Origin of the sequence: Burkholderia lata, assembly GCF_000012945.1 — a bacterium.
GTDB classification, from domain to species: Bacteria; Pseudomonadota; Gammaproteobacteria; order Burkholderiales; family Burkholderiaceae; genus Burkholderia; species Burkholderia lata.
This window is the reverse complement of the sequence record NC_007509.1, coordinates 889765-903820: the sequence shown is the minus strand read 5'-3', so window position 1 is coordinate 903820 and position 14056 is coordinate 889765. Positions and strand designations below refer to the sequence as shown.

11 protein-coding genes are annotated in these 14056 nt (G+C 67.0%); 5 read left to right on the top strand and 6 right to left on the bottom strand.

Going from position 1 to position 14056, the window contains the following annotated elements; all coding sequences use genetic code 11:
• Positions 1 to 708: 708 nt before the first annotated feature.
• Complete coding sequence (locus tag BCEP18194_RS03845; RefSeq protein ID WP_041492483.1) at positions 709 to 2163, bottom strand: MmgE/PrpD family protein; 1455 nt, start codon at positions 2161 to 2163, stop codon at positions 709 to 711.
• A gap of 412 nt (positions 2164 to 2575) precedes the next feature.
• On the opposite strand from BCEP18194_RS03845, the gene BCEP18194_RS03840 reads away from it, so the two are divergent.
• The 5 genes from BCEP18194_RS03840 to BCEP18194_RS03820 all read left to right on the top strand — a co-directional run bounded on the left by BCEP18194_RS03840 (position 2576) and on the right by BCEP18194_RS03820 (position 9124).
• Positions 2576 to 3466 carry an SMP-30/gluconolactonase/LRE family protein gene (locus BCEP18194_RS03840; RefSeq protein ID WP_011349994.1) on the top strand — a complete coding sequence of 297 codons (891 nt, stop codon included), beginning with the start codon at positions 2576 to 2578 and terminating at the stop codon, positions 3464 to 3466.
• 28 nt (positions 3467 to 3494) lie between these two features.
• Positions 3495 to 4985, top strand: a complete 1491-nt coding sequence (locus BCEP18194_RS03835) for an aldehyde dehydrogenase family protein (protein ID WP_011349993.1) — start codon at positions 3495 to 3497, stop codon at positions 4983 to 4985.
• Positions 4945 to 6501 carry an aldehyde dehydrogenase family protein gene (locus BCEP18194_RS03830; protein WP_011349992.1) on the top strand — a complete coding sequence of 519 codons (1557 nt, stop codon included), beginning with the start codon at positions 4945 to 4947 and terminating at the stop codon, positions 6499 to 6501. Before BCEP18194_RS03835 ends, BCEP18194_RS03830 begins: the two co-directional genes overlap by 41 nt.
• A 51-nt stretch (positions 6502 to 6552) precedes the next feature.
• The gene (locus BCEP18194_RS03825; protein WP_011349991.1) at positions 6553 to 7623 is read left to right on the top strand and encodes a zinc-dependent alcohol dehydrogenase family protein; all 1071 of its coding nucleotides are present in this window, start codon (positions 6553 to 6555) and stop codon (positions 7621 to 7623) included.
• 76 nt (positions 7624 to 7699) lie between these two features.
• Positions 7700 to 9124, top strand: a complete 1425-nt coding sequence (locus tag BCEP18194_RS03820) for an MmgE/PrpD family protein (protein ID WP_011349990.1) — start codon at positions 7700 to 7702, stop codon at positions 9122 to 9124.
• 229 nt (positions 9125 to 9353) lie between these two features.
• Here the strand turns inward: BCEP18194_RS03820 and BCEP18194_RS03815 are convergent, their stop codons facing one another.
• The 5 genes from BCEP18194_RS03815 to BCEP18194_RS03795 form a co-directional block, all read right to left on the bottom strand.
• Positions 9354 to 10205 carry an HpcH/HpaI aldolase/citrate lyase family protein gene (locus tag BCEP18194_RS03815; RefSeq protein ID WP_011349989.1) on the bottom strand — a complete coding sequence of 284 codons (852 nt, stop codon included), beginning with the start codon at positions 10203 to 10205 and terminating at the stop codon, positions 9354 to 9356.
• A gap of 3 nt (positions 10206 to 10208) precedes the next feature.
• Positions 10209 to 11399, bottom strand: coding sequence for a CaiB/BaiF CoA transferase family protein (locus BCEP18194_RS03810; protein WP_011349988.1), 1191 nt, complete (start codon positions 11397 to 11399; stop codon positions 10209 to 10211).
• A 10-nt stretch (positions 11400 to 11409) separates the two neighbouring features.
• Positions 11410 to 12267 carry an FAS1-like dehydratase domain-containing protein gene (locus BCEP18194_RS03805; RefSeq protein ID WP_011349987.1) on the bottom strand — a complete coding sequence of 286 codons (858 nt, stop codon included), beginning with the start codon at positions 12265 to 12267 and terminating at the stop codon, positions 11410 to 11412.
• A 76-nt stretch (positions 12268 to 12343) separates the two neighbouring features.
• A complete protein-coding gene (locus tag BCEP18194_RS03800; protein WP_011349986.1) occupies positions 12344 to 13288 on the bottom strand; it encodes an electron transfer flavoprotein subunit alpha/FixB family protein in 945 nt (314 codons plus the stop codon).
• A 15-nt stretch (positions 13289 to 13303) separates the two neighbouring features.
• A complete protein-coding gene (locus BCEP18194_RS03795; RefSeq protein WP_011349985.1) occupies positions 13304 to 14053 on the bottom strand; it encodes an electron transfer flavoprotein subunit beta/FixA family protein in 750 nt (249 codons plus the stop codon).
• Positions 14054 to 14056 lie beyond the last annotated feature (3 nt).

The window sequence follows — 14056 nt, the reverse complement described above, 5'->3', positions numbered from 1 at the left end:
TTGAAAGGAATCGCTGATGGTGAACTCGGTGCGGCAGCGAATCGTGTCGAAATCCTCCGGCGGCGGTGGCCGGGATCACGTCTCGCTCAATCTAACGTTCGGTAGAGTGAATGTCAGAGGATTGAATCTCCATTGGGTCTAACCCGCATCGGATTCGCGCCTGCCCGACTGCGTGAATCGGTACGTTCCGTACTTCAATGCGCAATCGGGACGGAAAAATCCGGAATATCATTCGGTATGCGTAGTAATTTTCTCCGGCATCGATGATGGTGGCGGGGATTTGATCGATGACGTTCGCCTGCAGCCGGCGGAGATGGCGCGTTGTCATATTTCGTCGAGCGGAACGACGCGTTCTGACGGATTTTTTTGTGATCGGATCAGCGACGTGAATCCGGGCGGGAAATGTGTTGCCGGATATTTCATGCGCGGATCGTACGGACGAGTTCGGGCACGACCGCACCGTGTGCGCGGTGTTGATGAAGGAGGAGGCGGCGTGTTGCGTCGGCGACGAGCGAAAGACGTCGATCAATCCGGACGAGGCGATGCCTGCATCGAAGCGTCCGATGCGAAGGGCACACTGCGAGTTTCGAGTCCGGATTCGATGCTTGTGCGAATTGTCTCCTTGAGGAATGTGTGTTCGTGCCGCGGTACGTCGCCGCGACACGATGCGTGGTGTTCAGCCGTGCCGAAACGGCAAAGTCTGCACGCTCAGCCAGCCGATCGTGCCTGCGAGCCGGCAGGGGCGGAATCGGGGCCGAGCAGGCGCATGATCGACGCGACGTCGTCCGCGCGCTCGAGCGTGAAGACCGCCTCGATCACGTCGTCGATCCGGCCGGCAGGCAGGACGTCCTCGACATTGCGACGGAATTTCGCGATCAGTTCGTCGTCGGTCATCAGGCTTGCCGGGTCCGGCGACGGGCTGCCCTTCGGGTAACGCCGCTCGTCGACGAACGTCTGGCCGCGCGCGGACACTTCGAGCTTCGCCGGCCGGCTGGCGGCGTGGCCGGACAGCAATTCGACGTAGTTCGGATGCACTTCGTGCGTGACCTTGTCCATCAGCGCCATCACGGATGGCCCGAAGACGAGCGCCGGGTCCTGCCAGGCCTTGCCGGGCGGCGGGCGATGCGCGCCGAGCGCGAGGCCGTGCGCGATGCTGAACTGCGCGTCGTGCACGTGTTCGATGTTCCGGTTGAGCCACACGGGCTGCTCGACGAAACCTTCGACCCAGGCCTTGATGCCGGTGATTTCGTGCGGCGCGATGTCGTTCGTTTCGACGATTTCAGTGAGACCGTCGAGCAGCGCGTGAAGAATGCGGCAATGCGGGTAGGGCTTGAACGCCTGTTCGGACGGAAAGCGCCAGTCGGTACCCAGCGCGTCGGTGATGTGCTGCGGCTCCCAGCGTTGCGTGCCGATGAAGCGCGGGAAGCCATATTCGCGATCGTCGAGGATCTGCGTGTCGCCGCGATGGCCGAGTTCGGCCATGTGCGCGGCCGTCATCGCCGCCTGCGTGAGCGCGCCCGCAAGCAGGTACTTGATCGTCGAGCTCGGGGCGTGCTGAAACCACGCGACCTGCGAATTCACCGGCGCAATGCTGCCGGCGATGCCGAGCGCGTTCGGCAGCACGTCGGGCGGTAGCGCCTTCAGCCTGACGATCGCGGCGGTCGCTCCGAACACGGTGCTGCTGTAGCCGTACACGGGCGGCGGCGCGACCTTGCCGTCCCGCGTATCGCGCAGGTAATCCATCGCCTTGCCGATGCGGTACGACATTTCGTGCGACAGCGCGATCGCCTCGATCAGCGCCTGGCCGCTCGCATGCGACGTCTCGGCGACGGCGAGCGCGCCGGGCAGCACGTACGGCGTGACATGGCCGGGCGGCACCACGGCATCCATGTCGAGCGCGTTGATGAGTTCGCCGTTCGCGAAGGCCGCGCCGAACATCGACACGCGCTCGCCGGTGCCGATGATGGTCGCGTCGCCGTGGCCGCCCGTCAGTCGCGCATAGTCGATGCCGATGCGCCCCTTCGGTTCGTCGACGGCGGCGACCGCGCAGCCGATCGAGTCGAGCAGGATGCGCTTGCACGCATCGACGACGGGAGCAGGGAGCTGATCGTAACGGGTGCCGGCGGTGAAGTCCGCGAGCTGCTGGATGAGGGAGTCAGGCATGGTGCGGTAGTCCAGTGGGAGAAGCGGTGAGGCGCGATGCGATCGCAGGGCGTCGTGCATTTGCCCAGATCATTTAGTCGCGCGTGCGTCGCCGTTCGCAATGCCCGTGTTCGAAGCGTTCCATCCTTCGAAAATTTCGTGCAGTGCAACGTGCGGGCTACGGGGATTCCCTGATGTGAAATCCGGTCCGGGAAAATAGAATAACTACTGTTTGTTAGGTAACGCAATACGGCGACGCGCGCTCGCATTGCTCCGCGCGTTGCGCTTCAACACGGATGACTTCCTCCGACGGGCGTGAGGCGCGCGGCATGAGCGCCGTCGATGTCCCGTTGGCGCGGCTTTTGTAGTCGCAAGCGGCTGCACTCATCGATATCGATCCGGCCGCATTCTCGATCTAACTAACAAACGGTAAATGAGACAACTCACCCTGCTTCTCGACGGCATGACGCATACCGAAGCCGCGCGCTGGCACGACGGCCGTTTCTGGTTCAGCGACCTCTACACCGAGTGCGTGTACTCGATGCGGGAGGACGGCAGCAACGTGTGCGAGGAAATGCACGTGCCCGAATGCCCGTCGGGTATCGGCTGGCTGCCCGACGGGCGCCTGCTCGTCGTGTCGATGCACGACCGCGCATTGCTGCGACGCGAGCACGACGGTTCGGTCGTGCGTCACGCCGACCTTGCCCCGCACCTCGAGTTCGAACCCAACGACATGGTCGTGGATGCGCAGGGCCGCGCGTGGGTCGGAAACCTGGGCTTCGACGTGATGAAGCGCGCGCCGCGCCGGCCGGGGCGGCTCGCGCGCGTCGATCCGGACGGCACGGTCACGATGGTGAGCGAGCCGCTCCATTTCGCTAACGGCGCGACGATCGTCGACGGCCGCACGCTGGTGGTGGCCGAGTCGTGGGGCAACCGCATGTCGGCGTTCGACATCCGGGCCGACGGCGCGCTGTCCGCGCGGCGCGACTGGGCGACGTTCGGCCCGGTGCCGCAGGACGAGGACGTGATCCGGTCGATGGCGGAAATCGTCGTGGCGCCGGACGGCATCTCGCCGGCTGATGCGGAGGGCGCGATCTGGATCGCCGATTTCACGAAGACGCGCGCGCTGCGCGTGGCGCCGGGCGGCAGGATTCTCGACGAGATCCAGACCGGCGACCGCAACTGCTACGCCTGCTCGCTGGGCGGTGAGGACGGCCGCACGTTGTTCATGTGCGTCACGCCGGCCGATTTCGATCCGCAAGTGCGTCGCGCCAATCCGCTGAGCGCGGTGCTGTCGACGCGGGTCGACGTGCCGCTGGCCTGACATGCGACCTCACTCACCCGGAGCATTCATGACGATAGTTACCGAGGCCGCGCAAGCCGCGCGCACACAAGCGCTTGCGTGGATCAACCGCGGCCCGAAGCGCCTGCTCATCGGCGGGCGCTGGGTCGATGCCGCGTCGGGCAACACGTTCGAGACGATCAACCCGGCGACCGAACAGGTGCTGTGCCGCGTGGCCGAGGCCGACAGCGCCGACGTGGACGCCGCCGTGATCGCCGCGCGCCGCGCATTCGACGCGCCGTCGTGGGGCGGGTTGTCGCCGCACGCGCGCACCCGCGCGCTGCTGAAGATCGCCGATGCGATCGAGCAGCACGTCGACGAACTGGCTGCGATCGAATCGCTCGACAACGGCATGCCGCTGTGGTTCGCGCTGGCCGCGGTGACGGCGACCATCGACATCGTCCGCTACTACGCGGGCTGGTGCTCGAAGGTGCTCGGCACGACGATCCCGTCGGACGGCAGCACGCTGATCTACACGCTGCGCGAACCGCTCGGCGTATGCGGCCAGATCATCCCGTGGAACGTGCCGATCCTGATGGCCGCGATCAAGTTCGCGAACGCGCTGTGCTGCGGCAACACGGTCATTCTCAAGCCGGCCGAGCTGGCCTGTCTCACGTCGATCCGTCTCGCCGAGCTGATCCAGGAAACCGACCTGCCGCCGGGCGTCATCAACGTGCTGCCGGGCTACGGTCCGACCGCGGGCGCCGCGCTGGCGCAGCACCCGGGCGTCGACAAGATCGCGTTCACGGGCTCGACGCCGGTCGGCAAGCAGATCACCCGCGACGCGACGCTGAACCTCAAGAAAGTGACGCTGGAGCTCGGCGGAAAGGCGCCCAACGTCATATTCGCCGACGCCGACATCGAGAAGGCCGTGCAGGCCGCCGTGAAGACCTTCTGCGGCAATTCCGGCCAGGTGTGCTCGGCCGGCACGCGCCTGTTCGTGCAGGAGGGCATTCACGAGCAGGTGGCCGAGCGCGTCGCGCAAATCGCTGCGACGTGGAAGGCGGGCGATCCGTTCGCATCCGATACGAAGCTCGGTCCGCTCATTTCGGCGAAGCAGCGCGATCGCGTGTGGTCGTACATCGGCGTGGGCCAGGAGGGCGGCGCGACGCTGCGGCTGGGCGGCGACCCGTGGCGCGGCGCGGGCTACTTCGTCGAGCCGACGGTGTTCGACAACGTACGCAACGGCATGCGGATCGCACAGGAAGAGATCTTCGGCCCGGTGCTGTCGATCATCCCGTTCAAGGACGAGGGCGACGCGGTGCTGCAGGCCAACGACACGACCTACGGGCTGTCGGCCGCGGTGTGGACGCGCGACGTCGCGCGGGCGCACAAGGTGGTGCGCGCACTGAAGGCCGGGCGCCTGTGGATCAACACGTTCGGCGAATCCGATCCGGCGATGGCCTTCGGCGGATACAAGCAGTCGGGCTGGGGGCGCGAGTTCGGTCAGGAATCGATCGATGCGTACACGCAGACCAAGTCGATCATGCTGCGCATGTGATTTTCACCCATCCATTCAGAACAGAACGAAATCGAAGGAGACGCCAGTGAGCGTAAACATTCCAGGCTTCATCGAGGGCAACAAGAAACTGCTGATCGGCGGCCAATGGGTCGAACCGGCCGGCGGCGAGCATATCGAGGCGATCAATCCGGCCACCGGCGAGGTGCTGTGCCACATCGCGAAGGGCGGCACGCAGGACGTCGAGCGGGCCGTCGCGGCCGCGCGTCGCGCGTTCGAGGGGCCGTGGAGCCGCTTCACGCCGCATGAGCGGCGCAAGCTGCTGCTGCGCGTGCACGACGTCATTCTCGACCACTTCGACGAGCTCGCGCTGATCGAGACGCTCGACATGGGCGCACCGCTGGCGCGCACGCGCGGCTACAAGGAATGGCTGTCGCAACTGCTGCAGTTCTACGCGTCGCAAACCGGCGCCGGCACGGTGCAGGCCGCGCCGATGTCGATCGCGCCCGGCTTCACCGCGCTCAAGCACCTGATGCCGGTGGGCGTGGTCGGCGGGATCATCCCGTGGAACGGCCCGCTGATGGGGCTGTGGTGGATCTACGGCCCCGCGCTGGCCACCGGTTGCACGGCCGTGCTCAAGCCGGCCGAGGATGCGTCGCTGTCGTCGCTGCGCGTGTCCGAACTGATGATGGAAGCCGGCGTGCCCGATGGCGTGATCAACGTGGTGACCGGCTACGGCAAGGATGTCGGCCAGGCGCTGGCCGAGCATCCGGACGTCGACCGGGTCGCCTTCACGGGCTCGGTGGGCACCGCGCAGGCGATCGTGCGCGCGTCGGCCGGCAACCTGAAGCGGCTGCAGCTCGAACTCGGCGGCAAGTCGCCCGACATCGTGTTCGCCGATGCCGATCTCGACAAGGCCGTGCCGGGCGCGGCGATGGGCGTGTTCACCAATACCGGCCAGGTGTGCGTGGCCGGCACGCGGATCTTCGTGCAGCGCGCGATCCACGACGAGTTCGTGCAGCGCATCGCCGCGTTCGCGAAGACGATCCGGATCGGCGACGGCCTGTCGCCCGATACGCAGATCGGCCCGCTGATTTCGCAGCGCCAGCTCGAGCGCGTGATGCACTACGTCGACATCGGCGGCAAGGAAGCCACGCTCGTGCACGGCGGCCAGCGCCCGGGCGGCGAGCTGGCGCGCGGCTATTTCGTCGAGCCGACGGTGTTCGCCAACGTGCGCAACGACATGACCATCGCGCGGGAGGAAATCTTCGGGCCGGTGGCCTCGGTGATCCCGTTCGACACGATGGAGGAGGCGCTGCAGCTGGCGAACGACACGCCGTACGGCCTGGCCGGCGGCGTGTGGACGAGCAGCCTGTCGACCGCGCACAAGGTCTCGCAAGGCATTCGCTCGGGCACGGTCTGGGTCAATTGCTACGGCGTGATCGATCCGGCCGTGGGCTTCGGCGGCACGAAGATGAGCGGCTACGGATGGAAGGGCGGGAAGGAGCACGTCGAGAGCTTCCTGTACCCGAAGGCGACCTACATCAACCTGGGCTGAGCCGGCACGCATGCGCTCGACCCCGTTGCACAACAATCAGGAGACAAGGACATGAAAGGCGTCGTGTTCAGAGGCGAACGGAAGCTGGAGATTCTGGATTTCGAGGATCCGGTGCCCGGCCCCGGCGAAGCGGTGATCGAGATGAAGGCCTCCGGCATGTGCGGCAGCGACCTGCATTTCTATCGCAACAAGCCGGCCGACGTGATCCGCTCGCTGGGCTTCAAGGATCTCGCGTCGCGCGGCATGTCGGAAGACACGCCGGTCATCGGCGGCCACGAGCCTTGCGGCCAGATCGTCGCGGTGGGCGCGGGCGTCGATCCGCGTGCGTTCAAGGTGGGCGATCGCGTCGCGGTGTTCCACTACGAAGGCTGCCTGCATTGCGACCACTGCCGTACCGGCTGGACGCAGATGTGCAGCCACGGCGCGGACATTCACGGCGTGATCAAGCACGGCGGCCACGCGCACTACATGAAGGTGCCGGCAACGTCGCTGGTCCACCTGCCCGACGAAGTGTCGTTCGCCGCCGGCGCGGCCATTTCGTGCGGCACGGGGACGGCCTGGGGCGCATTGCTGCGCCTCGATATCAGCGCACGCGACACGCTCGCGGTGTTCGGGCTGGGCCCGGTCGGTTTGTCCGCCGTGCAGCTGGCCGCGGCAATGGGCGTGGAAGTCATCGGCGTGGATATTGCAGCCGATCGCGTCGCGCGTGCCAGGGCGTTCGGCGCCACCCACGTGATCGACGGCAGCAAGCAGGACCCGATCGAGGAAATCCAGAAGCTCACCGGCGGCCTGGGCGTGACCTGCGCGATGGACTGCGCGGGCGGCGAAGTGCCGCGGCAGCAAGCGGTGCGCAGCACGCGCCCGTGGGGCCGCATCGCGCTGGTGGCCGTCGGCGGCAACCTCAACGTCGACGGCATGAAGGACGTGATCGGCAAGCAGCGCACCATCATCGGGTCGTACACGTTCTCCGAAGTCAGCATGAAGCAATGCATCCATTTCGTCGCGGATCACGGCGTGGACGTCGACCAGCTGTTCACCGACTACTGGAAGATCGACCAGGCCGACGAAGCGTACCGGATGTTCGATGCGCAGTCGGGCGGCAAGGGCGCGTTCCTGTTCTGACCCGATGGAAGAGACGAGCACCGGATGCCCGGACACGTGCCGGGCCATCCCCATTTTGAATGTCGAGGAACCGTAAATGAGCATCACCCGAGAGACCCGGCCCGTTGCGCCGGACAACTGCCCGCCGCTGGAACAAGCGGTGGTGCGCTTCATCCAGGAACTGAAATACGAGCATCTCGATGCGCATGCGCACGCCGGCCTCAACCGGCTGATGCGCGACCAGATCGCGTTGCAGGTCGGCATTTCGAAGCTGCCGTGGTCGGTGCAGCTGCTCGACTACGCGAAGGCCCAGCAGCGCCCGGGCAACAGCCGCGTCAGCGCATCGGCGCTGACGATGAGCGCGGCGGACGCCGCGTTCGTCAACGGCTCGTACGGCCACGGCTTCGAGTACGACGATGCGCACGGCCCCAGCTACAGTCACCCCGGCAGCTGCGTGATCCCCGCCGCGCTCGCGATCGGCGAGGAACTGGGTTCGTCGCTCGAGGACATCATCGTCGCGATGGTAGCCGGTTATGAGGTGTACGCGCGCATCGGCAAGCTGGCCGCGCCCGACCTGCTGCAGCGCGGTTTCCACCCGCATGCGACGCTGTCGAACTTCGGCGCGGCGGCCGTGGCGGCCAAGCTGCGCGGCTTCGACGCCGAAACGACGCTGCACGCGCTGGCGATTGCGCTGAGCCATGTGTCGGGCACGACGGAGTACACGTCCACCGGCGGCTCCATCAAGCGGATCCATGCGGGCATCGGCACGCGCAACGGGATGGCGGCGGCCGACATGGCCCGCGCCGGCATCACGGGCCCGCGCGCGTTCCTGAGCGGCAACAAGGGCTTTTTCCGCACGTTGCTGCAGCGGCAGGCCGGCGACGCGGCCGAGCGGCGCTTCGTGATCGACCGGCCGTTCGAGATCGGCACGGTGTGGCTGAAGGCGTACTGCGCGTGCTACTGCACGCATGCGTACATCGACGCGCTGCGGCCGTTCGCGGCGCGTCGCGACGAGATCGCCGACATCCACCTGAAGATCACGCCGCACTTCAACGTCGTCGTCGGCACGGCCAACGCCAACGCGTACGCGCCGAAGAACATCGAGCACGTGCAGTTCAGCCTGCCGATCCAGGCGGCGTTGACACTGCTGGGCCACGGCAATGGCTATCCGGTCCATCGCGACTACCTCGCCGGCAAGGTGGACATGGCGCCGGTCATCGAGATCGCGCGCAGCATCCGCATCACCGAGGCGCCCGAGCTGGAACAGCAGTATCCGGGCAAGTTCGTGGCCGACGTGACCGTGACGTTCAAGGACGGCCGCACCGAGCACGTGTTCGTCGGCGACCCGATCGGCACCGACACGAATCCGATGCCCGAGCACGAGCAGGACGCGAAGTTCATGGACCTGACCCAGGACGTGCTGGGTGCCGAGCGGGCCCGGCAACTGCTGGCCGCGCTGCGTGAGTTGAACCCGGCGATGAAGGCCGCCGAGTTGACGCGCATGTGGGCGGTTGAAGACTAAGCGGGAAATCGGCGAGGGGGGCGCGCAAGCGTCTCCCGGCGCCACGCGACTGAAAGCGGCTCAAGACGATGGGCGGCGTCCGGATGCCGGACGCCGCCCATGTTTTCCCCATAACTGGCTACCTGTCGGATTGACTGGCCTGCTGCTGCGTTCGGCGCGAGCCGCATGAGGGGCGCGATGGTCGCAAGGCAGGCCCCCGGAGTCGCGGATCCTGCCGCGCGGCGATCGATTATTTCCGCGTGCCGGCGATGATCGCCTCGGCCGCGCGGATCACCGGGAGATCGACCATGCGGCCGTCCAGGCTGAACGCGGCGCCGCCGTGTTTCGCGGCTTCGTCGATCACACGGCGCGCCCACGCCTGCTCGTCTTCCGAGTAGCCCATCGCGTCGTTCACGCCGGCAACCTGGGCCGGGTGGATGCACAGCTTGCCGCCGAAACCGAACGCGCGTGCGCGCCGCGCATCGGCTGCCAGGCGTTCGGCATCGTCGGTGCGCGTGGTTACGCCGTCGATCGGCGCGGGCAGGCGGGCGCGGCGCGACGCGGCCACGATCGCATTGCGCGCAAAGGCCAGCTCCGGCTCTTCCGGTGTCGCGCGCATGCCGAGATCGAGCTGGAAATCCAGGTGTCCGAACGCGACGCGCACGACCTGCGGGTCGCGCGCGAGCGCATCGGCCGCATCGAGCCCGGCCAGCGATTCGATCAGCGCGACGAGTTGCGCGTGCTCGCCGAGCTGCGCCGCGACGTGGCGCAGCGCGCCCGCGTCTTCGGACTTCGGCAGCATCACGATCACGCCGTGCGCGGCCCAGTCGCGCAGCAGCGCGATGTCCGCGTCATGCCACGGCGTGCCGACCGCATTCACGCGCACGACGGTGCGCGATCGCTGTTCAGGCGTCAGCAGCGGCAGGTGCTGCGCGAGTTGCGCGCGAGCGTCGTCCTTGCTGTCGGGGCTGACGGCGTCCTCGAGGTCGACGATGATGCAGTCGGCGCCCGAATCGAGCGCCTTCGCGAAGCGCTCGGGGCGGGTGGCCGGCACGAACAGGAGACTGCGTGCGTGCTGGACGGGGGAGAGGGGCTTGGACATGGCTCAGATCACGCCGGCGGCGCGCAGTTGTTCGATATCGGCGTCGGTGCGCCCGAGTTCATGCAGGATGGCCGCGCTGTGCTCGCCGAGCGCGGGCACCGCATCCATGCGCACGTCGAAGCTGTCGACCGTGGCGGGCGGCAGCAGCGCCTGCAGTTCGCCGGCCGGCGAGTCGATCGAGCGAAAACGCTGGCGCGCGTGCAGTTGCGGATGCGTCCACAGATCGCCGACCTGGTTCACGGCGGCGTTCGCGATCTGCGCTTCGTCGAGGCGCGCGATCACGTCCTGCGCGGTGAGGGAGGAGAACGCCTGTTCGATCACGGCCTTCAGCTCCGCACGGTGTTCCGAGCGGTGCACGTTGGCGTCGAAGCGCGGATCGGTCGCGAGCGCCGGGTCGCGCAGCACGACATCGCAGAACGCTTTCCATTCGCGCTCGTTCTGCAGGCCGAGCATCACGACGCGGCCGTCGCCGGCCTTGAACGGGCCGTAAGGGTAGATGGTCGCGTGCGCGGCGCCGTTGCGGCCCGGCTGCTGCTGGCCGTCGTACGCGTAGTACATCGGGAAGCCCATCCACTCGGCCAGCGCCTCGAGCATTGAAATTTCCACGTGCGAGCCGATGCCCGTGACGCCGCGCTGCAGGAGCGCGCTGAGGATGCCCGTGTACGCATACATGCCCGCCGCGATGTCGGCGATCGAGTTGCCGGCCTTGCAGGGCTCGTCGGCCGTGCCCGTGATCGACAGGAACGCCGCCTCGCTCTGGATCAGCAGGTCGTAGGCTTTCTTGTCGCGGTAGGGGCCGTCGGCACCGTAGCCCGAGATGTCGCAGACGATCAGCCGCGGGTGCTTCGCGTGCAGCGCATCGAACGACAGGCCCATGCGCGCGGCCGCGCCGGGCGCGAGGTTCTGCACCAGCACGTCGGCCTGGGCCACGAGTTCGCCCAGCACTTCTTGCGCGGCCGGTTGCTTCAGGTCCAGCGTGAGGCTTTCCTTCGACCGGTTGGTCCACACGAAGTGCGATGCGAGACCACGGGTGCGGTGGTCGTACGCACGCGCGAAATCGCCCACGCCGGGGCGTTCCACCTTGATGACGCGGGCGCCGAGGTCGGCGAGCTGGCGCGTGCAGAACGGCGCGGCGATCGCGTGTTCGAGTGTGACGACGGTCATCCCGCTCAGCGGGCCTTTTCGAGCTTGCATGATCGGATCGTTATTCCAGTTCGGCGCTGGCCTGCATGGCCAGCTGCCCTTGCGGGCCGCGTGCCCACAGGCGGGCGGCATGACCGTCGAGCGTGCCGTTCACCGTGAACGGCGCGGTGTCGAACAGCGGGCTCACGGCCTTGAACTCGAAGCTGCGTACAGTCTTCTCGGGGTGCGTGCGGCGCAGTTCCTCCAGCAGCAGCATCGCGATCAGCGGGCCGTGCACCACCAGGCCCGGATAACCTTCCTCCTGCATGGCGTAAGGCCGGTCGTAGTGAATCCGGTGGCCGTTGAAGGTGAGGGCTGAAAAGCGCATCAGCAGCACCGGGTCGGGCGTGACGACGCGCGAATACTGCTCGTCGGTCGGCGCCGGTGCCGGCTGCGGTGCCGGTGCACCGGCCGCGGCGGGAGGCGGCGCGTCGCGATACACGATGTCCTGCTCCTCGCGGATGGCTACGCCCTCGGCGTCGCTCGTTTCGTGCAGGACGGTGACGAACACCAACTGGCCGCTACGGCCGGATTTGCTCTGCACGCTCAGGATCGTGGACCGCCGCTGCACGGGCGCATCGACGGCCAGCGGGCGCAGGAACTGCAGCCGTCCGCCGGCCCACATGCGGCGCGGCAGCGTGACGGGCGGCAGGAAGCCGCCGCGCTGCGGGTGGCCGTCGACACCGATGTTCGACTGGCGCTCGCCCGGCAGGAAGTACAGCCAGTGCCACAGCGGCGGCAGCGTCGCGGGGAGTTCGGATGGGTTCGCGGAGTCCAGTGTCGCCTGCAGCAGACGGACGGGGGCCCGGGTAATCCGGTCCGCGCTGTCTTCACTGCGGCCGACCCACGCGTCGAAGGATTCGGAAGGCTCGACACTCATGGTGTTTCGTGCTCGATGATGGAAGCGTCCGGCAGGCAGCCGGCGCCTGCATGCCAGGCGCCGGCTGACCTTGCCGTCAGAGTGCGTTGACCAGCTCGGGCACGGCCGCGAACAGGTCGGCTTCGAGGCTGTAGTCCGCCACGCTGAAGATCGGTGCTTCCGGATCCTTGTTGATCGCGACGATCACCTTCGAATCCTTCATGCCGGCCAGATGCTGAATGGCACCCGAGATGCCGACTGCGATATACAGCTGCGGCGCGACGATCTTGCCGGTCTGGCCGACCTGGTAGTCGTTCGGGACGAAACCGGCGTCGACTGCCGCGCGCGACGCACCCAGTGCCGCGTTCAGCTTGTCGGCCAGCGGCTCCAGCACCTTCGTGTAGTTTTCGCCGCTGCCCAGGCCACGGCCGCCCGACACGATGATGTTCGCGCTCGTCAGCTCCGGACGGTCCAGCTTCGTCACTTCGCGGCTCACGAACTGCGACTTGCCGGCATCGGCTGCCACTGCGATCGTCTCGACCGCTGCACTGCCGCCTTCCGCTGCCACCGCATCGAACCCGGTCGCACGCACGGTGATCACCTTGATCGAATCGCCCGACTGCACCGTCGCGATCGCGTTGCCTGCATAGATCGGGCGCTCGAACGTGTCGGCCGACACCACCGCCGTGATTTCGGAGATCTGCGCGACGTCCAGCTTCGCGGCGATGCGCGGCGTGACGTTCTTGCCGTAGGCCGTGGCCGGCACGAGGATGTGCGAGTAATCCTTCGCGATGTTCAGCGCGGTGGCTTCGACGTTTTCCGCGAGGCCCGCTTCGAGTTGCGGCGCATCGGCCAGGAGTACCTTCGACACACCTGCGATCTTCGCTGCCGCATCGGCTGCGCCTTGCGCATTGTGGCCCGCGACCAGCACGTGAATGTCGCCGCCGACGAATTTGCCAACTTCGGCGGCCGCCGCCACCGTGTTCAGCGTCGCGGCCTTGATCGACGCGTTGTCGTGTTCTGCAATCACCAGAATCGTCATTTTTTCCGCTCCCTCTTACAGTACCTTGGCTTCGGTCTTCAGCTTCTCGACCAGCGTCTGCACGTCCGGCACCTTCACGCCGGCCGCGCGCTTCGGCGGCTCGACCACCTTCAGCGTCTTCAGACGCGGGGCAACGTCGACGCCCAGGTCTTCCGGCTTCACCGTTTCCAGCGGCTTCTTCTTCGCCTTCATGATGTTCGGCAGCGTCACGTAACGCGGCTCGTTCAGGCGCAGGTCGGTGGTGACGACTGCGGGCAGTTGAAGCGACAGCGTTTCCGCGCCGCCGTCGACTTCGCGTGCGACCGTTGCCTTGCCGTCGGCCACCGTGACCTTCGATGCGAACGTCGCTTGCGGGAAGCCAGCCAGCGCCGCCAGCATCTGGCCCGTCTGGTTCGAATCGTCGTCGATCGCCTGCTTGCCGACGATCACCAGTTGCGGCTGTTCCTTGTCGACCAGCGCCTTCAGGATCTTCGCGACGCCCAGCGGCTCGACGCCGTCGTTCGATTCGACGAGGATCGCGCGATCCGCGCCGATCGCCAGCGCCGTGCGCAGGGTTTCCTGCGCCTGCGCGACACCGACCGATACCGCGATCACTTCGGTCGCCACGCCGGCTTCCTTCAGGCGGACGGCTTCTTCAACCGCGATTTCATCGAACGGGTTCATCGACATCTTGACGTTCGAGAGGTCGACGCCGGTGCCGTCGCCCTTGACGCGAACCTTGACGTTGTAGTCCACCACGCGCTTGACGGGTACGAGAATCTTCATGGA

Excerpts from the sequence above, each read along its gene's own strand:
- BCEP18194_RS03845 (WP_041492483.1), bottom strand. The coding sequence starts at position 2,163 with ATGCCTGACTCCCTCATCCAGCAGCTCGCGGACTTCACCGCCGGCACC.
- BCEP18194_RS03840 (WP_011349994.1), top strand. The coding sequence starts at position 2,576 with ATGAGACAACTCACCCTGCTTCTCGACGGCATGACGCATACCGAAGCC.
- BCEP18194_RS03835 (WP_011349993.1), top strand. The coding sequence starts at position 3,495 with ATGACGATAGTTACCGAGGCCGCGCAAGCCGCGCGCACACAAGCGCTT.
- BCEP18194_RS03830 (WP_011349992.1), top strand. The coding sequence starts at position 4,945 with ATGCGTACACGCAGACCAAGTCGATCATGCTGCGCATGTGATTTTCAC.
- BCEP18194_RS03825 (WP_011349991.1), top strand. The coding sequence starts at position 6,553 with ATGAAAGGCGTCGTGTTCAGAGGCGAACGGAAGCTGGAGATTCTGGAT.
- BCEP18194_RS03820 (WP_011349990.1), top strand. The coding sequence starts at position 7,700 with ATGAGCATCACCCGAGAGACCCGGCCCGTTGCGCCGGACAACTGCCCG.
- BCEP18194_RS03815 (WP_011349989.1), bottom strand. The coding sequence starts at position 10,205 with ATGTCCAAGCCCCTCTCCCCCGTCCAGCACGCACGCAGTCTCCTGTTC.
- BCEP18194_RS03810 (WP_011349988.1), bottom strand. The coding sequence starts at position 11,399 with ATGCAAGCTCGAAAAGGCCCGCTGAGCGGGATGACCGTCGTCACACTC.
- BCEP18194_RS03805 (WP_011349987.1), bottom strand. The coding sequence starts at position 12,267 with ATGAGTGTCGAGCCTTCCGAATCCTTCGACGCGTGGGTCGGCCGCAGT.
- BCEP18194_RS03800 (WP_011349986.1), bottom strand. The coding sequence starts at position 13,288 with ATGACGATTCTGGTGATTGCAGAACACGACAACGCGTCGATCAAGGCC.
- BCEP18194_RS03795 (WP_011349985.1), bottom strand. The coding sequence starts at position 14,053 with ATGAAGATTCTCGTACCCGTCAAGCGCGTGGTGGACTACAACGTCAAG.